This window comes from Chryseobacterium sp. PvR013 (genome assembly GCF_017833095.1).
Lineage (GTDB): Bacteria > Bacteroidota > Bacteroidia > Flavobacteriales > Weeksellaceae > Chryseobacterium > Chryseobacterium culicis_A.
The window spans coordinates 1045304-1070661 of the sequence record NZ_JAFIBT010000001.1; the positions used below are offsets into that span (position 1 = coordinate 1045304).

Consider the following 25358-nt stretch of genomic DNA (forward strand, 5'->3'; position numbering starts at 1 on the left):
TTACTTTAGTTCGTTTGTTTTAATACCGTCCATATCACCGTAGTCCATATTTTCTCCAGCCATACCCCAGATAAAAGTATAATGGGAAGTTCCTACTCCAGAGTGAATAGACCATTCGGGAGACAATACTGCCTGCCTGTTCTTCATGAACAGGTGACGGGTTTCATGAGGCTGTCCCATAAAATGACTTACCGTCTGCCCTTCTTCGAGGTCAAAATAGAAGTACGCTTCCATTCTTCTGGCATGAGTATGGGCCGGCATTGTATTCCACACACTTCCGGGGTGTAGTTCCGTCATACCCATCTGAAGCTGGCAGGTTTCTACAACAGAATTAACAATCAGTTTATTTATCGTACGTTTGTTGGCGTACTTTTCTTCACCCAATTCCACAATTTCTGCTTCATCTTTCGTGATTTTCTTTGTGGGATATGAATGGTGTGCCGGTGCTGAATTGATGTAGAAATAGGTTTGCTCTTCGCCATCTTTTTCAAAAAATACTTCTTTAGCTCCTTTTCCAACGTATAAAGCTTCTTTATTCCCAAGGTTATATACCGTTCCATCTACCGTTACTTTTCCGGCACCACCTACGTTGATGATTCCCAGCTCTCTTCTGTCCAGAAAGTTTTCTGCTTTCAGGTCGTCTGTAGGTTCCAGTTTCAAAGCTTTGGACGAAGGCATTACCCCTCCTACAATAAGCCTGTCATACATAGAATAGACAACTTTTATTTTATCCTCATTGAATAAATCATTGATCAGAAACTCACTCCTAAGATCTTCTGTAGTATACTTTTTAACATCTTCCGGATGATGGGCGTAACGAAATTCTGACTGTATCATACTCCTATTTTTACTTTTCTTTTTTGCGGTTTTCTCAAACCCGTTAAATTAAATGTAATCGATTGCATAAAATTACACTAAAATTGACAGAAATACTTGTGGGATAAATATAGAATTATTCTTTAATTAGTTAACAAAAAATTAATTTAATTTTTAAAGTGATTGATTTTCAAATATATAAAATTAAAAACAATGCTTGTTTTAATTAAAATAAAAACTTTTCATCCGAAAAAAATTAACCAAAAACAGAACCAGGAACCTTCAAAAATATAAAATCATGCCAAAATAAAACGATATTTTTAAGATATCAAATTGATAAAAATTAAACACTTTTACAAAATATACTATATACATTATGATATATCATTAAAAACAACAAAATACAGATGCAAAATCCTGTGAAAAAAGATGACAAAAATCAGAAAATATCACAAAATTTTGTTTCAAGATAATAATTCAGGGATTTTTTTGATGCAAAAACATATGAATTTTAAGTTATTTTTAAGTTTTCTAAATCTTAAACATTAAAAAACCGAAAAATTTCTATCCCCTCCCATGACATTCAGAACGAACAAATACCAGCCTTATTTACAACATGTTAGATAATCAAAACTCACAACATCCGATTAGAATATTTTTATTTACACCATCAAATTAATAAAAAAATAACATTTTTTTCTTTGCATATTGAAAAATAATATTAGTTTAGGAGCCAGAATAATGTTTTATAAAAAATTACGCAATCGATTGCACAAAAGCGTAAAAAATATTAAAAGCTTCATGACCACTAAAGTCCGCAGAATACTTAACAGTCCTAAACAAGAAAGATTGAAAAAACTTTCAAGCAAGAATTAAAACTATAAGGATATACAATGGATAAAAGAGTACAATCAATAAAGTGGTTATATTTAACTGTTTTTCTGCTTCCTGTCCTTGCAATGGCTCAAGAAAAAGAAACAAAAAAAGATAAAGAAACCAAACTGGATGATGTGGTTTTAGTGGGATATACAAAGGTTTCTAAAAAAGATGTTACCAACGCTGTTTCTTCAGTGAAAGGCGAAGCGCTTAAAGATATGCCGTCTACCAATGCTGCTGAAGCTATCCAGGGAAGACTGGCCGGAGTACAGGTTTCCCTGAGTGAAGGATCTCCCGGCGCTGATGTGGATATTGTAATCCGCGGTGGAAATTCCATTACCCAAAGCAATGCCCCACTCTATATTGTAGATGGTGTACAGATGGATAATGCCCTGACGATCTTATCACCAAAGGAAATAGAATCAATTGAGGTTTTAAAAGATGCTTCATCAACCTCTATATTCGGTTCAAGAGGAGCCAACGGTGTGGTTCTGATCACAACAAAAGGAGGCCGTAAAAAGGGAAAGACAACGATCAATTATAATGGTTTTGTAGGGGTAAGAAGCATTCAGAATAAGCTTAATGTTCTGGATCCTTATGAGTATGTACTCTATCAGTATGAACAATATTATAAGAACGGAGACCTGAAAGATATTGAAACTTTTAACACCCGTTACGGAACATTTGACCAGCTGGATAAATATAAATCTGTCAAGAATGTAAACTGGCAGGATAAACTCTTCGGAAGAGAAGCCTTCAACTTTACCCATAATGTATCTCTATCCGGAGGAAATGAAAATTCGGCATTCTCTTTAACTCTGAATAATGTAGAAGAAGACGGGATTATGATTGGTTCGGGATTTAAAAGAAATATGGCCAACTTCAGGTATGATTATGATATTTCAAAAAAACTGAGCATTGGTCTTAATGCCCGTTACAGCCGCCAAATGATTTATGGCGCGGGAACTTCTGCTTCCGGTTCGCAAACGACCAACAGATTGAGAAATGCTATAAGATATCAGCCTTTTGAAGGAGGTTCAGCGGTAGATGTTGATGAATTTGATCCGTTATTCGCAGATCAGACCAATCTTGTCAATCCAATTCTCCTGGCCAATGATGAAGTAAAAGAAAGCGGAAGAAATGATTTATTGCTTAATGCAACGCTTGATTATAAAATCAGTAAAGATTTCACTTTTCGAAGTGTAATCGGATATGTGCAGAGAGATCAGATTGTCAACCAGTTTTCCGGTCCGGTAACCAACCTTGCAAGACAGAATAATGATCAGCCTGTCGTATTTTTAAGCAACGCTCAAACCAGAAGGATTACCAATACCAATACCCTGAATTATAGAAGAACCTTTGGAAATCACAAGCTGGATTTGCTAGCGGGTCAGGAAACGGTAAGAACAGACGGAGAATCAACATCTATTAATATAAAATGGTTCCCGAAATCTTCTTCGGCACAGGAAGCATTTGCCAATTCACAGCTGGCTTCACCTCCGTCAGGAATGGTTCAGGATGCTCCTAAAACCGCAAGAGAAGTAGACCGTCTGGCATCTTTCTTTGGAAGAGTAAATTATATCTATCATAATAAATATATCGCAACGGTATCCATGAGAGCTGACGGCTCAAGCGTTTTCAAGCCAGGTCCCAACCAGTGGGGATATTTCCCAGCGGCTTCTTTAGCATGGAAAATCAAAGAAGAAAATTTCTTAAAACAAAGCAATTTTGTCAATGAACTGAAACTTCGTTTAGGATATGGAAAATCGGGAAATAACAGAATCGGAGCTTTTTTATATGATACCTTCTTCACCTCTTCTTCAGACTACGGATATGCTTTTGGAACCAGCGTTACACCAGGTGCCACAACAGGAAATATCATGGCAAACCCTAACGTGAAATGGGAGACTGCAACTTCTTATAATGCAGGTCTTGATTTTGGTTTATTTAAAGGAAGACTTTATGGTACTATTGATGTCTATAAAACGCATACAAAGGACCTTTTATTACTGGCCAAAATACCCCAGACTTCGGGGTATGAGTTTCAATATCAGAACTCAGGAAGCAGTGAAAATAAAGGGATAGAATTATCAATGGGAAGTACCATAATCAGTAAAGAAAATTTTTCATGGAAGATTGATGCCAATATCTCATCCAACAGAAATACGATCAAAAGCTTAGGAAACAATGCTTCTGCAAGTTCCAATTCTTACTACTACCCTTCCGGATGGCAGAATAACCTGTTTGATTTCCTTGTACAGGTTGGAAAACCGGTAGGAACTTATTGGGGATATGTTACGGCCGGAAGATATGAAGTGAGTGATTTTAATTATGATGCAGCCACTCAGATCTATACTTTAAAAAACGGAATTGCAAGCTCTGCCGCTGTGGCTAACGGGGCAAAAGCTGTACAGCCGGGAGATCTTAAACTTCAGGATCTCAATGGTGACGGAGTGATTGATAATAAAGACATGACCGATCTTGGAAGCGCACAACCTAAATTCTATGGTGGTTTTACGCAAACATTCCGTTATAAGAACTGGGATATGAGCTTACTTTTCAATTTCTCAATAGGAAATAAAGTATACAATGCCAACAAAATAGAATACACTACTCAGTATCTGTATAAGGATAATAACATGCTGGCAGAAGTAGCGGACCGCTGGAGATGGTTTGATAACGCCGGAAATAAGGTGACAGACCCAACAGCTCTTGCTGCCCTTAATGCCAATACAACCATGTGGACTCCGCCTGCAGGTGCTTACTTCCTGCATTCCTATGCCATTGAAGATGGTTCTTTCTTAAGACTGAATAATCTGACCATCGGATATAGTCTTCCAAAAGGATCTTTAGAAGCCATCGGAGTGAAAAACCTGAGACTGTATGCTACTGTGAATAATTTATTTACAATTACCGGCTATTCAGGATTTGATCCGGAAGCCAATACAAGAAGAAATCCATTAACTCCGGGAGTTGATTATTCAGCTTATCCAAGAAGCCGATTTATCTTATCAGGAGTAGATATCACTTTCTAAAACGAACGCTATGAACAAAAATAAATTTTCAAGCCTTTTTCTATCTCTTGCCTTTGTATTAACCCTGAACTCATGCAGCGACTATTTAGAGGTAGAAAACCTTTCCAACACTGCAGAAAAACAGCAATTTGATTCAGCACCGGATACTTTTGCTGCTCTTGTAGGAGTTTACAACAGTGCTATGGGTGACAATACCTATGGACAGAGAATGAACCTTATTCTTTCCCAGTCAGGAGACGATTTCAGGACGTCAGGAGATTACAATGCCAATGACAGAAGAGGAGTCAGCTGTTTTGGAGCAATTCCTACCAATACAGAATTATTAAGACCTTTCCTGGATACTTACACGGGTATTGAAAGAGCCAATCTGGTTATTAAAAACATTCCACTTTCTCCTGTATATCAAACAGGATCCGCAGCTGATAAAAAGCTGATGGACCGTTATCTTGGAGAAGCGTTGACATTAAGAGCAATGTTCTACTTTGATCTTATTAAAAACTGGGGAGATGTTCCGTTTCAGGACAAACCTTCAGCTGATCTTCCTTCGGTATATTTACCTAAAACAGATCGTGACATCATTTATGATCAGATACTGGAGGATCTTGCTCAAGCTTCAACTTTAGTTCCATGGAAATCTGAAGGAGGAACTACAGCACAAAGACTTTCAAAAGCTGCTGTAAAAGGATTAAGAGCGAGAATCGCCCTGGCAAGAGCAGGATATTCTCTGAGGAGAAGCCCCCAATTAATGGTACAAGGCACCAATCCTCAGAAGTATTATCAGATCGCTTATGATGAGTGTAAAGAAATCATCAATTCCGGACAGCATAAGCTAAATCCTAGTTATGAAGGCCTTTTCAGATCACTGCATACCAACAGCCCGGATACAACGAATGAAATTATTTTCGCTATCGGAGCATTTGGAGGAAACTCACGAACAGATTCTAAAATCGGATATTATAATGGGTTAAGACATGATGACTCAGACTGGAAATCAGCAGGAGGAATCAGTGCTATTCCTACTTATTTCTATGAGTTTAGCAAATATGATCTGAGAAGAGATGTCAATATTGCTATTTTTAGAGTAAGTACAGGCAAACAGGAAGATCTTCAGACTTCTATTAACTGGAATGACGGGAAATTCAGAAAATCCTGGACGAGTATTACCGGAACATCACAGAACCTGGGAATCGACTGGCCGCTTTTGAGATATGCAGATATTTTATTAATGTTTGCAGAGGCAGATAATCAAATTCACAGTGCTCCTTCTCAGGAAGCTATCGATGCCGTAATGGCTGTCAGACAAAGAGCTTATGCCGGAAATATTGGCCAGGTAGGAACCATTCCAACTTCTAAAAATGACTTTTTCAAATATATTGTTCAGGAAAGATTATTGGAATTCGGAGGCGAAGGTTTAAGAAAATATGATCTGATCCGCTGGAATCTTCTGGAAACAAAGATCAATGAAACCAGACAAAAGCTTACAGATTTCATGAACGGTACCGGAGCTTATGCGAATGTTCCCGAGTATATTTTTTATAAAAAACCAGCTTCCACTGTTGTTAATTATGTGCCTGCAAAAACGGCTCAGCAAAATGTACTGGATATGGATATTTATGTCAATGGAATCAATAAAGCCGATGTTTTCTACAATCCTAACCAAAGTGTTGCCACACCTTCAGGATATACGAAAATCAACTGGAGACTTGCCATGACACAGCCTTACATCAACGGAGATCCTGTGAAAAGTTATGCTTATTATTTCCAGCCTAATAAAAAGGAACTTCTTCCTATAGCACTGGACGTAATCAATTCAAATTATAATCTTACTCAGGATTACGGATACTAGACAGTTTAAGTTTACATTCATATCAAAAATACAGGTTGCTCTCTTTGGGGACACAGCCTGTATTTTAAACCAAAATTGCTTTATGAAATATTCCATTTTTTTAAAAAACACGGCTCTGTTTTCTGTTGCTTTGATTGCTTTATTTAGCCTTCTTTCTTTCAAAACAAAGGATAAAACCATCGTTGTTTCGAAAGACGGAAAAGGTGATTTCACAACCATCCAGCAGGCGATTAATGCTATTGAAAACAGTTCTTTAGTAAGAACAAAAGTTTTTATTAAAAACGGAATTTATAAAGAAAAGATTACCATCCCGGAAACAAAAGGAGCCATACTGCTGGAAGGTGAAAATCCAGAAACAACGATCATTACTCACGATGATTATGCCTCCAAAAAGAATCCTGAAGGAAAAGAGATCGGAACTACAGGTTCGTCTACAATATTTATTTATTCAAATGATTTTACGGCAAAGAATATTTCATTTGAAAACAGTTCCGGCAAAGTAGGACAAGCCGTTGCCGTATTAACTTCCGGCGACAGGATTGCGTTTGAAAACTGCAGATTCCTGGGAAATCAGGATACTCTATATTTAAAAGGAGCACAGGATCTTGAAGACAAGACAAAACCATCAAGAAATTATTTTAAAAACTGTTATATAGAAGGAACAACGGATTATATTTTTGGAGCAGGAACAGCCGTTTTTGAAAATTGTATGATCTACTCCAAAGAAACAGCAAGTTATATTACAGCCGCTTCTACTCCACAGGGAAATGAATTTGGGTTCGTTTTTATCAATTCAAAGATTATTGGAAATGCAAAAGACCATTCCGTCTATCTGGGAAGACCATGGAGACCTTTTGCCAGGACGGTTTATATTGACTGTGAGCTTAACACAACTATAAAGCCAGAAGGATGGCATAACTGGAACAAAACGGAAGCCGAAAAGACCGCATTGTATGCAGAAAGCAACTCAAAAGGAGCTGGAGCTACTATTGCTCAAAGAGTTTCGTGGTCGCATCAATTAAATAAAGAAGAAAGAAAAAAATATACTCCGGAGAATATTCTTAAAGGAAATGATCAATGGAATATAAAAAAGAGCCTACAATAATTTAACCTACTCCTAAAGAGAATTTTAAAATCATGGCAAAGAGCTTAATCAAACTATTCGTTACCGGAATTGTATGCAGTGTTTCCACGCTGTCTAATGCGCAGGAAACATTGAGTTTTCCTGGTGCTGAAGGTTTTGGAAGATTCACAACAGGCGGACGTGGCGGAAAAGTATATTTCGTAACGCATCTGAGAGACGATAGCTCTGAAGGAAGTTTAAGATACGCTTTAGATCAAAAAGGTCCGAGATATATTGTATTTAAAACCAGTGGAACAATTTACCTGCAGTCTCCTTTAAAAATAAAAGAAGGTGATGTCACCATTGCCGGACAAACCGCTCCCGGAGACGGAATTACCGTTGCCAACTACGAAACATTTGTAGCGGCTGACAACGTTATTATCCGTTATCTGAGATTCAGAATGGGAGATCAGAAAAAATTTGAAGGCGATGCTTTGGGAGCCAGATTTATCAAAAATCTGATGGTGGATCATTGCTCAATGAGCTGGTCTACAGACGAAACCGTTTCCATCTATGCCAACGAAAACACAACCCTTCAGTGGTGTATCATTGCGGAAAGCCTTAGAAACAGCTTCCATCAGAAAGGTGCTCATGGTTATGGCGGAATTGCCGGAGGTAAACGGGCATCATTCCATCATAATATCTATGCTCATCACGACAGCAGAAATCCAAGACTGGGTGAATATGCAGGAAGTAAATTTGCACTGACAGACCTTACTGATTTCAGGAATAATCTGATCTACAACTGGGGCCACAACAGTATCTATGGAGGTGAAGGAATGAACGTGAATCTCGTTAATAATTATTACAAACCGGGCCCTTCAACGTTAACCAGACAACGGATTGCCGCCATCGATAAAAATGAAAACCCAAAAACCGAAGTCTATAATATCTGGGGAAAATACTACATCCACGGAAATGTGATGGAAGGAAATCCGGAAGTTACCAAAGATAACTGGACAGAAGGTGTTTTCAGTCAGATGAAGCCAGGCTACAACTTAGTAGAAAAGGATAGAAATTCTATTAAAATCAATCAGCCTCATGATATTGAAAATAACATCAAAACCCATTCTGCGGAGCAAGCTTACAAGAAAGTGATTAAATTCAGCGGAGCAAGCCTGGTAAGAGATGCTGTAGATCTTCATGTTGTAAAAGACATTGAAACCGGAAGTTTTACTTACAAAGGTTCAAAAGGAAGTAAAAAAGGAATCATTGATTCCCAAAATGACACAGGTGGATTTCCTCTGTTAAAACAGGCAAATCCTCTCCCAGATTCCGACAATGACGGAATCCCGGATGAATGGGAAATTAAACATCATTTAAACCCAAAATCTGCCAATGCCAACGGCAGAGATCTGGATCATAACTATGACAATATAGAAGTGTATATGAATGATATTGTCCGCAAAATAACCGATGGGCAAAACTAATAACCATGAAAGCTCATCAACAGAAATCGGTAACCCAACAGGAAAAAGTATGAAACTCAGTTTATTTAAAATAGTCATAGCAGGCGCTTTTATCAGCACAAACCTTTCAGCACAGACTTCTGTGATTGAAACCATTAAGAAAAACCCAAAAGTACCTTTTTCTTACGCTGAACTGTCTGTAAAAGAAGGCGGAAAATGGGAAGGCAATCAATACATTGGAGGAACTTTCAAAAATGTTCAGGAACTTACCCTGCCGGAAGCCCATACGGATCACTCCTCGTATATCAGATATGAAGGAATTGGTCTGGAAAACAATCAGGTTGGCTACAGACTCTATCTGGACTGGAGAAATGCTACGGATATTTTCGGTAAAAAGGTAACAGGACTCGTATTACCTGAAGTTGGCCAGGACGGTTTTGAATCTTATCATCATGATGCTCCCTGGGGACAGGATATTCTGAAATCCGGCCGCACCATCGGAATCGGATCTTACGGAAGATATGATGAACAGAATGATTATGTGGAAACTTTTAAAATCGTAAAAAAGACTACCGCAAAAGTGGTTAATGAAAAAGACCAGTCTTATGCTACGATCGATTACAAAGGTTGGAAAACATGGGGAAATCCGGTAGATCTACAGTCAAAACTGACGATTTTCCCCAAAGACCGTTTCGTAAAAGTAGACCTTACCCTAAGCAACAGCCTTTCAGGTTTATGTACAGGAATCGTTGCTTTTAAAAACATTCCCTTAAAACAAGGAATCAGTAAAAATAAAAAATGGGGTTATATTGCGAGTTATGGACCGCAAACTTTAGCCAAAAAAGAAGACAATCTGGGAATGGCAGTCTTCTACCCTCTTGAAAGCTTTGATCAATATCTAAAGACAAAATCTACCCATACCATCGTTTTCAAAAAAACTAAAAATGTATCCTATTATTTTATGGGAGCATGGTCTCAGGAAGCTAACGGCTTAATCACCGAAGATGCTTTCTACAAGGATCTGGATCAAAAACTGGATATTCTGGATAAAACTCAACAACTTTAAAGTTTAAACTTATGAACTTTATTAATAATTCTATAACAATCTATGCATTGGCAGCAGTATGTTCAGGACTCTTTTTTTCCTGCGCACAACAACCGTTGCAAAATTCTTCATCTGAAATACAATCACAAGTAAACGGAAAAGTTTCAGCCAAACTTCCATGGTCGGAAAGAATGCTTCTTTCTGAAATACAACGCTTTCCTCAGGCATGGATGCTGGATTACAACAAAGCTCCGAAATGGAGCTATCCCACAGCCATCGTTCTGGAAGGTGCCGAAAGATTATACGAAAAAACCGGAAACAAAGAATATTACAGGTATATAACAACCTTCGGTGATACGATGGTGAAAGAAGATGGAAGCATCGTTTCTTACGATCTTTCCAAATACAATATAGATATGCTGAATTGCGGAAATGTTCTTCTTTACCTCTATCAGCAGGAAAAAAAAGATAAATATTTAAAAGCTTTACAAACCCTGCGTTCTCAGATAGACGGCCAGCCAAGAACTTCAGAGGGTGGATTCTGGCATAAGAAAATTTATCCCAACCAGATGTGGCTGGATGGATTATATATGGGTGAACCATTTTATGCACACTACACTCATTATTTTTCAAAAGGAGAAGAAGCTGAAAAGGCATACAGTGATATCATCAATCAGTTTGAACTGATTCAGAAGCATCTTTTAGACAAAAAAACAGGCCTGCTCTATCACGCCTGGGACGAAAGCCGTCAACAGCAATGGGCCAACAAAGAAACAGGTCTTTCACCCAATTTCTGGTCAAGAGCAATGGGTTGGTACGGAATGGCTATCGTAGATGTTTTAGACTATTTGCCTCAGAATCATCCCGGAAGAGCAAAACTACTTTCCTATTTAAAATCATATTGTGATGCGGTCATCAAAGTACAGGATTCCAAAACAGGACTTTGGTATCAGGTATTGGATAAAGGCGGAGAAAAAGGAAATTATCTGGAAGCTACTGGCTCATCTATGTTTGTATACACCATGATAAAGTCCGTTAACAAAGGATATTTACCCAAATCGTATAAAACATATGCGAAAAAAGGATACGATGGCATTATCAAAAACCTGATAACAGTAGATGAAAACGGCGTTGTCAGCTTAAATAAATGCTGCGCTGTGGCAGGATTGGGTGGAACACCTTACAGAAGTGGTTCTTACGAATATTACGTGAATGAAGAAGTCCGTTCCAATGATCCGAAAGGAACTGGTCCGTTTATTCTTGCCAGTTTAGAATTTGAAAAGTAAAAAATTGAGAAATTCTCAAAAAAAGTCAAGATAACTTTAATGTTTAATTGATTCTATGAAGACAAAAAGTATTGTAAATATCATTGCCGTCACAGCATGTTCAGTAGCATCAGCATACCTTCAGGCACAGGAGAAAAACTATGTTTCCGAAGTATGGACTGCTGATCAGGGAAAAAACTACAGAAATCCTGTTTTATATGCAGACTACTCCGATCCAGATGTGATCCGTGTGGGCAGCGATTATTATATGACGGCATCCAGCTTTAATGAAACTCCGGGACTTCCTGTCCTTCATTCCAAAGATATGATCAACTGGAAATTGGTTAATTATGCCATTCAGGACATCCTTCCTCAGGAACATTTCTCAACCCCGAAAAGAGGTGACGGAGTTTGGGCACCCAGTATCAGATTTCATAAAGGAGAATTTTATATTTATTGGGGAGATCCGGATTTTGGAATTTATATGGTGAAAACCAAAGATCCATTAGGAACCTGGGAAAAACCGGTTTTGGTAATGGATGGAAAAGGATTAATAGATTCCTGTCCGTTCTGGGATGAAGACGGCAATGCCTACCTGATTCATGGCTGGGCGGGAAGCCGTGCAGGAGTAAAAAGTATTCTAACTCTTAACAGAATGAATCCTGAAGGGACAAAAGTTCTGGATAAAGGTATTCATGTATTTGACGGTCATGATGCTCATCCTACCGTGGAAGGGCCTAAACTATATAAAAGAAACGGCTATTATTATATTTTTGCTCCGGCAGGCGGTGTAGCAACAGGTTGGCAGCTTGCGCTGAGATCAAAAAATATCTATGGCCCTTATGAAGAAAAAATAGTATTGGAACAGGGCTCAACAACCATTAACGGACCTCATCAGGGAGCGTGGGTAAATACTCCTTCCGGTGAAGACTGGTTTTATCATTTTCAGGATGTGGATACCGGCGGAAGAATTGTTCATCTACAGCCTATGAAATGGGAAAAAGATTGGCCTGTAATGGGAGTAGATTATAATAAAAATGGAATAGGCGAACCTGTTTCAACCCATAAAAAACCGGATGTTGGACAACTCTACCCTGTTTCAACTCCTCCGGAAACTGATGAATTTGACGGTGAAAAATTAGGATTACAGTGGCAATGGAGCGCGAATGAAAATATTGTATGGTCTTCCAAACTTCCCGGACAACAATTTTTAAGACTCTTCTCTATAAAAGTTCCGGAAGGTGAAAAAAATCTGTGGAATGTACCGAATCTGTTAACCCAAAAATTCCCGGCTCCGAATTTTACTGCCACAACAAAGGTAAAATTAGTTCCCGAAGAAGCTAAGGAAGGCAAGACCGCGGGATTATTGATCATGGGACTAGACCATGCATCATTGGTTATCACCAACAAACCTGACGGTTATTATGTACAACTAAGAAAGGCTGAAAAAGCAGAAAAAGGAGGTGAAGAAAAAATACTATTTGAAACTCTATTAAAAAGTAATGAAGTTTATTTGAAAGTCAATGTAAATGAGCCTAATGGTCTATGCCAGTTCAGTTATAGTGAAAATGGTAAAAATTTCATCAAAGCAGGTGAAGTTTTCCAGGCAAAACCGGGAAAATGGATTGGAGCAAAAGTAGGGCTTTATAGCATCAGTACGGCAAAAGCACCAAGAGGAGGATATGCCGATTTTGACTGGTTCAGAGTTACTAAGAAATAAAGTAGAGAATAAAAAATGATGCCTTTCCGATTATCCAACAAAAAGAGTCATGAAGAAAAGAATATATAAACCCGTTTTGTTTTTAGTAAGTGCCCTGGTTCTGTCAGCCTGTCAGTCACAGGATAAAGCACAAAAAACGGCAATAAAAACAGATAGAAAAGTAACCCATATTTACCTCATCGGAGATTCCACAATGGCTGATTATACAGGAAATTATGATCCAGGAAAAGACTATATGAAAGTGCGGTATCCCATTACAGGTTGGGGACAGGTTTTTCAGCCATTTTTTGTGAAAGACAGTATACAATCTCTGAAGCCCATTATTAAAACTGATTCTGTGGCGGTTATTGACAGGGCTCATGGCGGAAGAAGCACACGAACTTTTTTCCAGGAAGGAAGATGGCGTTATGTGTATGAGCATCTTCAGCCTAATGATTATGTGATCATGCAGTTCGGACATAACGATAGTTCTGAAAAGCATCCTGAACGTTATGTGAATATTCAGGGATATAAGGAATTTTTACGGTTATTCGTTTCTCAGACGATACAGAAAGGAGGAAATCCAGTTATTGTAACTCCGGTAGCCAGAAATTACCCCTGGAAAGACGGAAAACTTGAAAATGTACACGGTGAATACTGGCAGGCTCCTATGGATGTCGCTAAAGAAATGAACGTTCCTTATATTGATTTAAACAAGCTATCCATGGAGTATTTTACTAAAAAAGGACAGGATTTTACAACGAATCATTATTTTATGAATCTTCCGGAAAATACATATGAAGCTTATCCAAAAGGACAGAAAGACAATACCCACTTTCAGCCTGAAGGAGCAAAAGCAGTCGCCTCTTTGGTCTATCAGGAATTTAAAAAAATAATTAAAACTCAAAAAAAATAACATGAAGAAGTCACTTACAATTATAGGTTTAGCCACAGCAATGATGTTTTCCGGGCAGGCTTTTGCCCAGAACCTGGATATTTACAAAAACATTGAGTTTACAATGCCTCAGGTTGCAGAAACCTCTTTTCCTGCCCAAACAGTTTCCATCACACAATTTGGAGGAATCTCAGGTGGAAATGTAAAAAATACGGCCGCTTTCAAAAAAGCCATTGAAGACCTTAGTAAAAAAGGAGGCGGAAAACTGGTAGTTCCCAGAGGAATGTGGCTCACGGGACCTATTGAATTAAAAAGCAACATCAATCTTCATGTGGAAGAAGGCGCTTTCATTATTTTCAGTAAAGATAAAAATGATTATCCTTTGGTAGATGTAAGTTTTGAAGGGCTCAATACCATTCGATGCCAGTCTCCTATCTCCGCAAAAAATGCTACGAATATTGCCATTACAGGGAAAGGAGTCATTGATGGAAGTGGTGACGCATGGAGAGCCATCAAAAAAAGTAAAGTTGCAGAATCTGAATGGAAAGAAATCATAAAATCAGGGGGAATTCTATCTTCCGATGGCAAAACATGGTATCCTTCAGAAAGTTATAAAAAAGGATTTGAAAGCAGCTCAAGCTTCAATGTTCCTGATAAGATCTCAAAAGACGAACTCAACACAGTAAAAGACTTTCTGCGTCCGGTGATGGTGAGTCTGGTGGGTTGTGACAAAGTATTGTTAGATGGTCCTACCTTCCAGAATTCCCCGGCGTGGAATCTTCATCCATTAATGTGCTCCAATGTAATCCTAAGAAATCTTACCGTAAGAAATCCATGGTTCTCTCAAAATGGTGACGGTGTAGATCTGGAATCCTGCAAAAATGTTCTGATCTATGATAATACATTTGATGTAGGTGATGATGCTATCTGTATCAAATCCGGGAAAAATGAGGATGGCAGAAAAAGAGGAATGCCTACTGAAAATGTTATCATCAAAAACAATGTAGTGTATCATGGCCATGGAGGATTTGTTGTGGGAAGTGAAATGTCCGGAGGTGCCAGAAATATTCATGTTTCCGACTGTACTTTCATCGGAACAGATATCGGGCTTCGTTTTAAAACAACCCGTGGAAGAGGCGGAATTGTAGAAAATATTTACATTAAAAATATTGATATGATTAATATTCCTACCCAAACGATTGGTTTCAATATGTTCTATGAGGGCTCTTCCCCTGTTTTAGAAGAGGGGCAAAAACAGGAAGGAAATAAAACCCCGGAAAAAGTTTATCCTGTAACGGAAGAAACTCCGGTTTTCAGAAATATCTTCTTTAAAAACATCAATGCCATTAATTCTTATGAAGCTATTACCCTATTTGGTCTGGCTGAAATGAACCTTAAAAATATTGTAATTGAAGATTCAAAATTTGATACCAAAAAGGCACTGACAATTGTTGATGCAGATGGAATCCAGTTAAAGAATGTAACCCTGAAATACACTGAAGGAACGGGAGCAACGGTTTATAACAGTAAAAACATTAACCTGTCTACTGTGAAATTCGAATCACCAATCAAGCCTTACATCAAAGTTTTAGGAAACAAAACCGGAGCAGTAGCTGTACCTAAAGATTTACTATCTGATAAAAGCGCTGTTTCTATAGGAACAGAGGTAGCTAAGAACTCAGTAAAATAGTTGATTATCGCAAAGACGCAAAAAATTAAATTAACAGTATTTTTAAGACGCAATGATTCTATCTTCGATAAAATTGAAAGCCTCTCATTTTGCTGAAAATCTCATATTGAGCGAAGTCGAAATATTCTTGCGCCTTATAACCAAAATAAAGAATAAAAAATTTGCGCCTTTGCGTATTCCAACATTTATAAACAATTATAAAACCATTAAGATGAATTAAATCTTTAAGAATATTAAGCTGGATTTTACACTAAAAGTTCCTCTAAAAAATCAGAAGGATTTTCTTCATTTATCTTAATAGCTTAAGATTCTTAACGGTTTCAATGTAAAAATCTGACAAAATGATTTTTAACAAAAGACATACTTATATTTCTATTTTCTTCGTAGGGACGATGGCATTCGGGCAGGTAAGCAGACCGAATGCTTCTCCTTACACCAATGAAGGAACTTTTGAAAAATTAAAGAAAAAATATCCCTCTATTACCCCTATTGATCGCCCGGTTCCTCCAAATATTAAAATCGACAAGGATATTGAATACAAAAACATCAATGGTTCATCATTAAAAGCCGATGTATACTACCCTCTTGATGATTCAAAAAAGCATGTAGGAATTGCAATGGTTCACGGTGGCGGATGGATTTCCGGAAGTAAGGACAATGAAAAATATATGGCAATGGAGCTGGCATCAAAAGGTTTTGTAGTCATAGCTGTTGGTTATCGCCTTGCTGATATTGCCAAATATCCTGCAGGTATTCAAGATATCGAAACGGCTATTCAATGGATCAGAAAAAATCACAGAAAATATTCTTTAAATAAAGATAAAATGGTGGTTTTTGGTGAATCTGCCGGTGCACAGATGGCAACCCTGGTAGGCGTAAAAGCCAAAAACAAAATAAAGTCAATCATCAATGTTGATGGAATTGTTTCGTTCATCCATCCTGAAGCTGAGGAAAGTACCTACGCTTCCTATTGGCTGGATGGAGACCGGAATACCAATCTCAAAAACTGGACAGAAGCTTCACCGCTGGAATATGTTGATAAAAATACTCCGCCTACTCTTTTTATCAACAGCTCTCAACCCAGGTTTCATGCCGGAAGAGATGATATGATGAAAAAACTAAAGGCTTACAACATCCCTACTGAATTTCATGAAATTAAAGATTCTCCACATTCATTCTGGTCGGCAGAACCATGGTTCACTCAAACATTGAACTATACTGTTGATTTTTTAAATAAAGTGTTGAAATAATTTTTAACCGGATCTTATGAAAAAATTATTTGTAATTCTGTTCCTGCCAATCGTTCAGTTTCTATGGGCACAGAGCAAACCTTACATCAGCGTTACAGTGGCTCAGGATGGAAGCGGAGATTTTACCACCATTCAGAAAGCAATCAATTCAGTAAGAGATCTTGGTCCGGCAGAAGCTTTAATTAAAATCAAAGCTGGGATTTATCATGAAAAAGTGGTTATTCCTTCTTCGAAGCATAAGATCACACTGGAAGGGGAAAACAGAAACAATACGATAATTACCAACAATGATTTCTCCGGAAAACCAGATGCTTTTCCTGAAAAGATGACGACTTTCAACTCCTATACTCTTCTGGTAATGGGTGATGATATCAAAATCAGCAATCTGACCGTTCAAAACAGTTCATGCAATGAAGGACAGGCTGTTTCGCTTCATGTAGAAGGCGACCGTTTTGTAATGAAAAACGCTGATATTATTGGTTGTCAGGACACTTTTTATGCTGCAACCAACCATAGCAGACAGTATTTTGAAAACTGTTATATAGAAGGAACTACCGATTTTATTTTCGGACAGGCAACCGTTGTTTTTAAAAACTGTACGATTAAAAGTTTAGCCGATTCTTACATCACTGCTGCCGCCACGGAAATTGACAGAAAATATGGATTTGTTTTTTTCGATTGTAAGCTTGTTGCTAAAGATGAGGTATCTAAAGTTTATCTCGGAAGGCCGTGGAGACCTTATGCTAAAACAGTTTTTATCAATACGGAAATGGGAAAACACATTCTGCCCGAAGGCTGGAATCCCTGGAAAGGAGATAAAATGTTTCCCGATAAAGAAAAAACAACTTATTACGCAGAATCCGGCAGTAAAGGCGAGGGAGGAAATTCTTCAAAACGGGTAAGCTGGTCTCATCAGCTAACCAAAAAAGACCTGAAAAATTACACTCTGGAAAAAATATTTGATGGCTGGAACCCTAACATAAATAATAAGCAATAGGTAATAAGTAATATCCAATATACAGAAGATATTTAAATAAAAAAGCAAATGAAAAATAATGACCAATTTTTCTATCCCATTGACATTGGAATATGAAGCGTTAAAAAAATTATTTCTGTGAACGTTAAGAAAATTCTATTGTTTGAGTGCGACACCAGTAATGACCCGAAGAAGAAAAATCGAATTCGCACGAGTTTAGAATTTTTAGAGAATAGAATTAATTTTTAGCGGAAGATTCCCAGTCTTGAATTTTTGATTCTTTTGTTTCAATACAAAAGAATTATACTAAATAAAATAAACATGAAAAAAAAACTTACCCTTCTTATCTTCTTCCTTTCCATCATCACCTATGCACAGCAACCTACTCTATTTCTGATTGGTGATTCAACAATGGCCAATAAAGAAAATCCGGATAAAAACCCGGAACATGGCTGGGGGCAGATGCTTCCCTCTCTTTTTACCTCCGGAATTTCTATTCAGAATCATGCAACTAACGGGAGAAGTTCAAAAAGCTTCAGAACGGAAGGAAGATGGAATAAAGTGATGAATCAGCTTAAAAAGGGGGATTTTGTGATCATCCAGTTTGGACATAATGACCAGAAAATCAATGACTCGGTACGATTTACCAATCCATATACTCAATACAGAGCCAATCTTGAAAGATACGTAACTGAAGCGAGATCAAAAGGTGCTATTCCTATTCTGATGACGTCTATTGTCAGAAGAAACTTTAATGAGAACGGTGTTTTGGTGGATACACATAAAGAATATCCTTTGGTGGTCAGAATGGTTGCCAATGATCTTAAAGTTCCTTTTGTGGATTTACAATTATTGTCAGAGCAGCTGGAAATTTCTTATGGTCCGGAAAATTCAAAAAAACTGCATCTGCATTATAAAAAAGGTGATGAACCTTATTATCCGGAAGGAAAAGATGACGATACCCATTTATCAAAGCTAGGGGCAGCATCTATTGCAAAACTGGCTGTAACTTCTTTGAAAGATCTGAAAATAGGCTTAGAGAAGTATATTAAATAATACGAATTGTACAGATTGCACAAAATTTTAATTAAAAAGATAAAATGGATTTCAAAAAAGAACCTTTCTTCGATAGGAACACGGCATGGGAAGATTTAGGAAATGGTATTTCCAGGCAGTTTGTTGGATATAATTCCCAGATAATGATGGCGATTGTAAAATTTGAAAAAAATGCTGTAGGAACTTTGCATCAGCATTTTCATTCCCAGATCACATATGTGGCTTCCGGAAAGTTTGAAGTTACAGTAGATGATGAAACAAAAATCTTACAGGAAGGAGATGGATTTTTTGCACAGCCCAATATTTTCCATGGGGTGAAATGTATTGAAGAAGGAAAGCTCATTGATTCATTTACACCTTTTCGGGAAGATTTTCTTGTTTAATAAGGTAAATAGAGATTGGAAAGACGCAAAGGAGTAAGGTTTTTTTGAAATACTATCCGTTTTTAAGACGCAAAGATCTTATCTCCGATAAAATTGAACAACAAATATTTTATGAGTTTCTTCAGGTTTTGCAAGTTGAGCCGATCATCATGAAAAGATCCGCGAAATCTGTAAAATCTATGAGAAAAAAAAATAACACTCATTTGCCTGATATTTCACATTGTGCAAATCCTAAATATCCCTGCGCCTTTGCGATAATCCTACAAAAACAAAGCATTAAAAATATAAAATACTGTCATTTTTAGCTACCAGTTTAAAACAATAAACAAATTTTTAAATAAAATATAAAATGCAACCGATTGATCAAATAAAATATTTAACATTATAATTATATAAATATTAATATAGTAAAATATAAAATAATTTAATATTAATACTATAATTTTACACCAGAACAAATCACAAAATATAAACTATGAAAACAACGTTCAAAGCGGCTCTGTTATCAGCCGCTCTAAGCTCTGCTTTTGCCTTAACCGGATGTGGTCAGGAAGAAATCAACAACGACCTTACACAAAGCGAACTCAACATTAAAAACGCTCTGACACAAAAGATTGTTCCTCTGGCCAATTGCGTAGCTCCGGGATGGGCTTCTCAAAACGGTGGAACAACCGGTGGTGGAACAGCAGCCGAAACAACCGTTTCCAACTACGCTCAGTTAAAAGCTGCTATTGAAAATACAGCTGTGAAAGTGATCAAAGTAACCGGAACCATTACCATCACTACCCGTTTATCGCTTCAGGATCAAACAGGAAAAACAATTTATGGAACAAGCGGAGCCAAACTGGTTTCTACAAACCAGACCAAAGATGGTTCAGGCATTATCAATATTAAAAGGTGCAACAATATTATTATCCGAAACCTGATTTTTGAAGGTCCGGGTGCTTATGACACCGATGGTTGGGATAACGCTATTCTGGATGACTGCCGAAATGTATGGATAGACCACTGCGAATTCAGAGATGGTGTAGATGGAAATTTCGACATTAAAAACAAATCCGACTATATTACGGTTTCCTATACCAAATTTCATTATCTGAAAGCTCCAAAACCTGGAGGTTCGGGAGGAACGGATGACCACAGATTCTCGAACCTTATCGGATCCAGCGACGGAGCAACTGCTGATGCCGGAAAACTGAATGTAACTTTTGTCAGATGCTGGTGGGCGCCTGGATGCAGAGAGCGTATGCCGAGAGTACGATTTGGTAAAATTCATATCCTGAACAGCTATTTCAACAGTTCCGTAAGCAACAAATGTATTGCTGCCGGAGTACAGGCGAATATTCTGGTAGAACGAAATGTTTTTGAAAATGTAAAAGAGCCTATCAATCTGATGAGTGGATTTACCGCGGTAACCCAATCCGGAAGCAGTTTCATCAATGTTACCGGAAATACAGCAGGAAGCGGAACGGCATTCACTCCACCATACAGTATCACAAAACTTAACGTGGCAGATGTGAAAGCAGATGTAACGGCTAATGCAGGTGCTACTTTAGGAGGAAATGTCTGTGATCAGTTTTAAAAGAAGGCTTAATAACAACAATAATAAAAGGAATAGGGCGTCTCAGAAATGAGATGCTCTTTTTTATTTTACAAAAAATAAGCGGGCCTAAACCCGCTTCTGTTAAGATCAATTATTCACTTAGTTTATTTTTCTCCAGCCATTTCGGGTATTCCTTGGCTAAAAGCTTTTCTGCAAAATCACCAAACCAGCTGTATCCGTTTCTTCTTTCTTCCGAAACTTCATTGTAATTATACTTTACACTGCCATCGCGGTCTCCAAACAAAGGTTTATTGGTATGAATATCATAAAATCTTGCCCAGATCACGGAATTTTTATCTTCAGCCAATACTCTAACTGCTTTACCATTCTGTTTGGTAACATTGTAGCTATATCCCTCAATTTTATTCTGCTTAAACCATGCTACTGCTGCTTTTATTGATTTTTCAATCTCAGGAGTCACGGGCTGCTGCATCAAAAACCTTATAATTCCTACCGATTCTCCGGTGGCTAGTGAAACAGGCTCGAAAGCTCTTGCCTTATCCGGCTGCAATGTAATTTCATGATACTGATCTGCCCAGATGGAAGGACTTCCCTTTTGGACTACCTGAGTTTTCAAAATACATCCAATACCTTTCTGAACAGCTATTTTTGATTTTTCTTTTAAAGAAGATGAAATCACATCAAAATTATTCGTGCCTTCCGCAGCATTGTACAAAACAGTAAGAGCATTGATCATCGCATTATCGTTATAAGTCACCTGCTTTCTATAAAGCCCCGTATTGGGATAATACTGCGGGAATCCTCCATTATCATACTGCATCAGAAGGAGATAACTGATTCCTTTTTCCGCAGCTTTTAAATAATCTGGGTTTTTGGTTGTTGCGTACGCTTTAATCAAGCTGCTGATTTCTCTGGATGTTGCATTATTATCAATAGTTGCATGATCATCCCCGGTAGATTTTATCTTTCTTAAAAGGTTTTTATCAATCGACAGACTATAGTTTACCACTGACTTATCTTCCAGCTGTTTTCCCCAGCCACCATTAGGAAGCTGATAGATCAGCATTTTCTCCGCCAGAGTATCCTTAATCTGGGCAGAATAAGTTACCGACAGCAGTCCTAATGCCAATGTGTATATTTTTAGATTCATTTTATATTATTTAAAAATTACCACTTCATTATTCTCCTACTTCCACTACTAATGGTTTTGCAATGATCCGAGCCTGCTTCTGAAGCATTTTCTCCCAGTCCTTCTCTGTATGAACCTGCCCGCTTTTCTGCCATGCAAATCCGGCGTAATACGTTAAGACTTTTGAAGGTTTGGTTACAACATACAAATTACTTTCATCAGGAATATTTGAGGTAAAAGCGATTGATTTTTCAACAATTTTCGGGTTTACAACAATTCCTTCTCCCACAAAAGCATCGTCTATTTTCTCCCAGTGAAGATAATATCCGTCTTGATCATTCAGTTGGGTTTTTCCTTCATTTTTATGCAGCGAAATTCCGATAGTATAATTAGGAACAGGTTTTTCTGATTCAAAAACAGATTCAAACTTAGAAAAGTTGGAACCCAGATCCAAAGAAACTCTTTTGGTTTCTTTCACTTCATATTCACTCCATGGCTGATAAGTCAGTTCAAAAACTGTTCTTAAAGGACCTTCAGCAATTGTTCTGGAAGTAACAAAGTTTTGGGAAACCTGAAGTTTTTCATTTTTCCAGATTCCAATTCCACCTGTTCCTCTGCTGTTTCCCACATGGTAAGGATCATAGCCTTCCCCTCTTGTATCTTTATGATAATACATGGGATCTGTAAGATAACCTTTATACCATTTGTTGATAACAGGCTGGTCTGTTCTTTTCAGCCAGATGTCCACACCGCTTGAGAGTGTACTGCTTTTTATTCCCTGCAAAGCTTCCTGCTGGCCTTTCGGACCATAAACCCTGAAAGCAATTTTATCATTTTCCCAGGCGTAATCATCTACTCTTTCCGGGACTAATCTCGAATAGGTAGAAATTCCGATTTCTGGGATTTGAACGCTCCCATCCGCAATAATAGTGTATACATTGGTTTTTCCTGCATCAATATTTACCAGAAAAAGTAATTCTTCATTTTTTCCATCACCATCATAATCTATCCATTGAATTGGTAACCATTTCCCTTTTGCATCTTTTATTCTAAGTTCCTCCTCCCTGTTTTTATGTAAAAATGACTTCAGCATAGTCCTGGGAATTGCCACTACCTCACTTCTGGAAACATCCAAAGGATTAACAATCTTTACAGATCTTTGAGCATATAAAAAACAAGAAAAAATGCAATCGATTGCGCAAATTAATTTAAAACTTACTTTATTCATACATAGAGGTCTACAGTTTCTCCAAAAATAGAAAATATTTTCAATATAAAGATGATAAACTTAGAGTTTCATCATAGGAAATGGTACTAATAGCTCATAAATAATCATACTTTTCAATTCATCCATCATAATCCTGTAAATAATTTAAAGTTCAATAAAACCAAATGACACCATTTAAAAAAAACAGTGTCATTTTTATTTCGACAGAAAATAATCAACATCAGGGATAAACAATTGATAACCAATTATTTCATAGAACCATTAGTATATGAACGAAAAATAACACCATATGAATGAAGCCTGCATAAAGCACATTCAATCCGTAATTTACCGCACAGTTTATTTTTATTAAACAAAAACGCTGCATTGAGCCACAAATTCCTCAAACTTCCGATCTCTATTTTGCATGACTGGTCCGTGACCGAAGCAGAGTATGGCAGGATTCAGTTCTGCCAGTTTCTGAAGCGATTTGATGTTACGCTGCTGATCTGAGGTGAATATGTTTGGTGGAAGCCGGAGACCCGTTGCTGTTGTGAGCAGGTTCATATTTGTCGCTGCATCTCCGATGATCAGTACACCATCTCGCTCACGGAATAAAGAAATATGACCTGCCGAATGTCCGGGAGTCTCTATTACCCGAAAGTTTCCGATCTTATCATTTTCAACGATTGTCTGATCTACTTTGTGTCCCTGCCCTGCCCAGTACTTTTGCTGAAGCTTTGCTACCCAATGCCGGGGAGTTGGATAGTCATTGGTTACCCTACCTGTTTCGGTTCTCAAAACTTCATCAGGATGACAGAGCAAAGGTATTCCGAACTCAGCGCATATCTGATCGCTGCAGCCCTGGTGGTCTGCATGGGCATGGGTTAGTACATGTTGATAAACGGGGATTTTCTGGAGAGCTTTCTTTATAGTGGTATATGAACTCCGTATTCCGGAGTCTATCAATACACCTTCGATAATATAGGAGTTGATACTATTTCGTGGCATCAGTGAAATCTGGAATACCTCGGGAGCAATTTGACGTAACATAGCTTTTTTTGTGCAAATCTACATCGCTGATCAGGGCATAATAAGGACATTTGTCCTATAATATACTGGGTCTGTGGATTTGTCCCTTCGCCCGTGTAAGTGATCGCTGCGTAAGACCCAGATACGATGCCAGATCCTGTGTTGTTACACGCTGAACGAGTATCGGTTCACTAGATAAGACATGAAGATATTTATCCACAGCCGACTTATTATTATAATTCAGCATATAACGTTCCTTTTGGATATACTCCTGCTCCATCACCAATTTTATAACTTCGTTCAAAGCGGCCAACTGACCAAGCAGATACTGATAGTCCAGGTAGCTTATCTTATAGATTATGCTATCCTCAATCGCCCTGATACTCCTTCTGGATTTTTCCTGTGCCATAAACTCAGGAAAGGAGGTGGCAAATTCATTTTCAAACTTGAAACAGGTGATATTTTCCCTTCCTTCTTTATCGGTGGCATATGCTTTTACAGAGCCACTGGCGACAAATCCTATATAACGACAGGGCTCATCCTCACGAATAAAAAAATCACCTTTTTTTAAACTGATCGGTTTGAAGAACTTCTCCGCAAAGGTAATTTCCTCAGCTGATAATCCTCCTATGGAGGATAGGTAATTTTCAAATACGTCAGTCATTTCGCACTCTTTTTATTATTTTATTTCTTCTTAACCGTCTATGGGTTACTCAACAAATCCAGGATACAAAGCTAACAATTATTGTACATTAAAAAAGGATCGATGTCCTCAAAACGAGCAATGTTTCTGCTGTAGCTTGAATCTATGATGCTACCTCTGTATCTTTCATCCCATTTTAATTATTGTATTGAAAATCTATAGGAAATGTAAAAATGGAACTATAGGATAGTTTTGGCTCTTCCTGTCTTTTTTATTATAAACAAATCACATAAAATTGCTACTTTTTCGTAGTACGAAAAGATTTTCGTTTTTAATCCATAAAAAATACTGCAAGGAATAAATCCCTGCAGTATTTTTTTATGTGTTTTTAGAATCTCCGAACCTAATTATTTCTATAA

Annotated in this window: 19 protein-coding genes; 14 read left to right on the forward strand and 5 right to left on the reverse strand. The window is 37.7% G+C overall.

What is annotated here, in order from left to right; translation table 11 throughout:
- Positions 1-837 (reverse strand): 5-dehydro-4-deoxy-D-glucuronate isomerase, encoded by an 837-nt coding sequence (kduI, locus tag JOE44_RS04875; RefSeq protein ID WP_209784582.1) that lies wholly within the window; start codon positions 835-837, stop codon positions 1-3.
- A gap of 872 nt (positions 838-1709) precedes the next feature.
- Between kduI and JOE44_RS04880 the strand changes: the two genes are divergently transcribed.
- The 14 genes from JOE44_RS04880 to JOE44_RS04945 all read left to right on the forward strand — a co-directional run bounded on the left by JOE44_RS04880 (position 1710) and on the right by JOE44_RS04945 (position 20946).
- Positions 1710-4727: a TonB-dependent receptor gene (locus JOE44_RS04880; protein WP_209784583.1), complete on the forward strand. Its 3018-nt coding sequence runs from the start codon at positions 1710-1712 to the stop codon at positions 4725-4727.
- Between the two features lie 10 nt (positions 4728-4737).
- Positions 4738-6573, forward strand: a complete 1836-nt coding sequence (locus JOE44_RS04885; protein WP_209784584.1) for a RagB/SusD family nutrient uptake outer membrane protein — start codon at positions 4738-4740, stop codon at positions 6571-6573.
- Between the two features lie 82 nt (positions 6574-6655).
- Positions 6656-7678, forward strand: coding sequence for a pectinesterase family protein (locus JOE44_RS04890; protein ID WP_209784585.1), 1023 nt, complete (start codon positions 6656-6658; stop codon positions 7676-7678).
- 32 nt (positions 7679-7710) lie between these two features.
- Complete coding sequence (locus JOE44_RS04895; RefSeq protein WP_209784586.1) at positions 7711-9126, forward strand: pectate lyase; 1416 nt, start codon at positions 7711-7713, stop codon at positions 9124-9126.
- Positions 9113-10171 carry a DUF4861 family protein gene (locus tag JOE44_RS04900; RefSeq protein ID WP_245169712.1) on the forward strand — a complete coding sequence of 353 codons (1059 nt, stop codon included), beginning with the start codon at positions 9113-9115 and terminating at the stop codon, positions 10169-10171. The genes JOE44_RS04895 and JOE44_RS04900 overlap by 14 nt, the downstream gene beginning before the upstream one ends.
- A gap of 11 nt (positions 10172-10182) precedes the next feature.
- Positions 10183-11436 (forward strand): glycoside hydrolase family 88 protein, encoded by a 1254-nt coding sequence (locus JOE44_RS04905; protein WP_209784587.1) that lies wholly within the window; start codon positions 10183-10185, stop codon positions 11434-11436.
- 55 nt (positions 11437-11491) lie between these two features.
- Positions 11492-13135, forward strand: a complete 1644-nt coding sequence (locus tag JOE44_RS04910) for a glycoside hydrolase 43 family protein (RefSeq protein ID WP_209784588.1) — start codon at positions 11492-11494, stop codon at positions 13133-13135.
- A gap of 49 nt (positions 13136-13184) precedes the next feature.
- A complete protein-coding gene (locus tag JOE44_RS04915; RefSeq protein ID WP_209784589.1) occupies positions 13185-14030 on the forward strand; it encodes a rhamnogalacturonan acetylesterase in 846 nt (281 codons plus the stop codon).
- 1 nt (position 14031) lies between these two features.
- The gene (locus JOE44_RS04920; RefSeq protein ID WP_209784590.1) at positions 14032-15699 is read left to right on the forward strand and encodes a glycoside hydrolase family 28 protein; all 1668 of its coding nucleotides are present in this window, start codon (positions 14032-14034) and stop codon (positions 15697-15699) included.
- Positions 15700-16040: 341 nt separating this feature from the next.
- Positions 16041-16949, forward strand: coding sequence for an alpha/beta hydrolase (locus JOE44_RS04925; RefSeq protein WP_209784591.1), 909 nt, complete (start codon positions 16041-16043; stop codon positions 16947-16949).
- 16 nt (positions 16950-16965) lie between these two features.
- Positions 16966-17946: a pectinesterase family protein gene (locus JOE44_RS04930; protein WP_209784592.1), complete on the forward strand. Its 981-nt coding sequence runs from the start codon at positions 16966-16968 to the stop codon at positions 17944-17946.
- 300 nt (positions 17947-18246) lie between these two features.
- Positions 18247-18981, forward strand: a complete 735-nt coding sequence (locus JOE44_RS04935) for a rhamnogalacturonan acetylesterase (protein ID WP_209784593.1) — start codon at positions 18247-18249, stop codon at positions 18979-18981.
- Between the two features lie 44 nt (positions 18982-19025).
- The gene (locus JOE44_RS04940; protein ID WP_209784594.1) at positions 19026-19364 is read left to right on the forward strand and encodes a cupin domain-containing protein; all 339 of its coding nucleotides are present in this window, start codon (positions 19026-19028) and stop codon (positions 19362-19364) included.
- 475 nt (positions 19365-19839) lie between these two features.
- Complete coding sequence (locus JOE44_RS04945; protein WP_209784595.1) at positions 19840-20946, forward strand: pectate lyase-like adhesive domain-containing protein; 1107 nt, start codon at positions 19840-19842, stop codon at positions 20944-20946.
- Between the two features lie 112 nt (positions 20947-21058).
- Here JOE44_RS04945 and pelA read toward each other — a convergent pair whose 3' ends face one another.
- The 4 genes from pelA to JOE44_RS04965 form a co-directional block, all read right to left on the reverse strand.
- Positions 21059-22078, reverse strand: a complete 1020-nt coding sequence (gene pelA / locus JOE44_RS04950) for a pectate lyase (RefSeq protein WP_209784596.1) — start codon at positions 22076-22078, stop codon at positions 21059-21061.
- A 28-nt stretch (positions 22079-22106) separates the two neighbouring features.
- The gene (locus JOE44_RS04955) at positions 22107-23285 is read right to left on the reverse strand and encodes a DUF4861 family protein (RefSeq protein ID WP_209784597.1); all 1179 of its coding nucleotides are present in this window, start codon (positions 23283-23285) and stop codon (positions 22107-22109) included.
- Positions 23286-23633: 348 nt separating this feature from the next.
- A complete protein-coding gene (locus tag JOE44_RS04960) occupies positions 23634-24317 on the reverse strand; it encodes an MBL fold metallo-hydrolase (protein WP_209784598.1) in 684 nt (227 codons plus the stop codon).
- A gap of 55 nt (positions 24318-24372) precedes the next feature.
- Entirely contained in the window at positions 24373-24960 is a 588-nt protein-coding gene (locus JOE44_RS04965; protein ID WP_209784599.1) for a Crp/Fnr family transcriptional regulator, read from the reverse strand.
- Positions 24961-25358: the final 398 nt, after the last annotated feature.

Excerpts from the sequence above, each read along its gene's own strand:
- JOE44_RS04880 (WP_209784583.1), top strand. The coding sequence starts at position 1,710 with ATGGATAAAAGAGTACAATCAATAAAGTGGTTATATTTAACTGTTTTT.
- JOE44_RS04895 (WP_209784586.1), top strand. The coding sequence starts at position 7,711 with ATGGCAAAGAGCTTAATCAAACTATTCGTTACCGGAATTGTATGCAGT.
- JOE44_RS04890 (WP_209784585.1), top strand. The coding sequence starts at position 6,656 with ATGAAATATTCCATTTTTTTAAAAAACACGGCTCTGTTTTCTGTTGCT.
- pelA (WP_209784596.1), bottom strand. The coding sequence starts at position 22,078 with ATGAATCTAAAAATATACACATTGGCATTAGGACTGCTGTCGGTAACT.
- JOE44_RS04920 (WP_209784590.1), top strand. The coding sequence starts at position 14,032 with ATGAAGAAGTCACTTACAATTATAGGTTTAGCCACAGCAATGATGTTT.
- JOE44_RS04960 (WP_209784598.1), bottom strand. The coding sequence starts at position 24,317 with ATGTTACGTCAAATTGCTCCCGAGGTATTCCAGATTTCACTGATGCCA.
- kduI (WP_209784582.1), bottom strand. The coding sequence starts at position 837 with ATGATACAGTCAGAATTTCGTTACGCCCATCATCCGGAAGATGTTAAA.
- JOE44_RS04965 (WP_209784599.1), bottom strand. The coding sequence starts at position 24,960 with ATGACTGACGTATTTGAAAATTACCTATCCTCCATAGGAGGATTATCA.
- JOE44_RS04940 (WP_209784594.1), top strand. The coding sequence starts at position 19,026 with ATGGATTTCAAAAAAGAACCTTTCTTCGATAGGAACACGGCATGGGAA.
- JOE44_RS04945 (WP_209784595.1), top strand. The coding sequence starts at position 19,840 with ATGAAAACAACGTTCAAAGCGGCTCTGTTATCAGCCGCTCTAAGCTCT.
- JOE44_RS04935 (WP_209784593.1), top strand. The coding sequence starts at position 18,247 with ATGAAAAAAAAACTTACCCTTCTTATCTTCTTCCTTTCCATCATCACC.
- JOE44_RS04900 (WP_245169712.1), top strand. The coding sequence starts at position 9,113 with ATGGGCAAAACTAATAACCATGAAAGCTCATCAACAGAAATCGGTAAC.
- JOE44_RS04915 (WP_209784589.1), top strand. The coding sequence starts at position 13,185 with ATGAAGAAAAGAATATATAAACCCGTTTTGTTTTTAGTAAGTGCCCTG.
- JOE44_RS04910 (WP_209784588.1), top strand. The coding sequence starts at position 11,492 with ATGAAGACAAAAAGTATTGTAAATATCATTGCCGTCACAGCATGTTCA.
- JOE44_RS04930 (WP_209784592.1), top strand. The coding sequence starts at position 16,966 with ATGAAAAAATTATTTGTAATTCTGTTCCTGCCAATCGTTCAGTTTCTA.
- JOE44_RS04885 (WP_209784584.1), top strand. The coding sequence starts at position 4,738 with ATGAACAAAAATAAATTTTCAAGCCTTTTTCTATCTCTTGCCTTTGTA.
- JOE44_RS04905 (WP_209784587.1), top strand. The coding sequence starts at position 10,183 with ATGAACTTTATTAATAATTCTATAACAATCTATGCATTGGCAGCAGTA.
- JOE44_RS04955 (WP_209784597.1), bottom strand. The coding sequence starts at position 23,285 with ATGAATAAAGTAAGTTTTAAATTAATTTGCGCAATCGATTGCATTTTT.
- JOE44_RS04925 (WP_209784591.1), top strand. The coding sequence starts at position 16,041 with ATGATTTTTAACAAAAGACATACTTATATTTCTATTTTCTTCGTAGGG.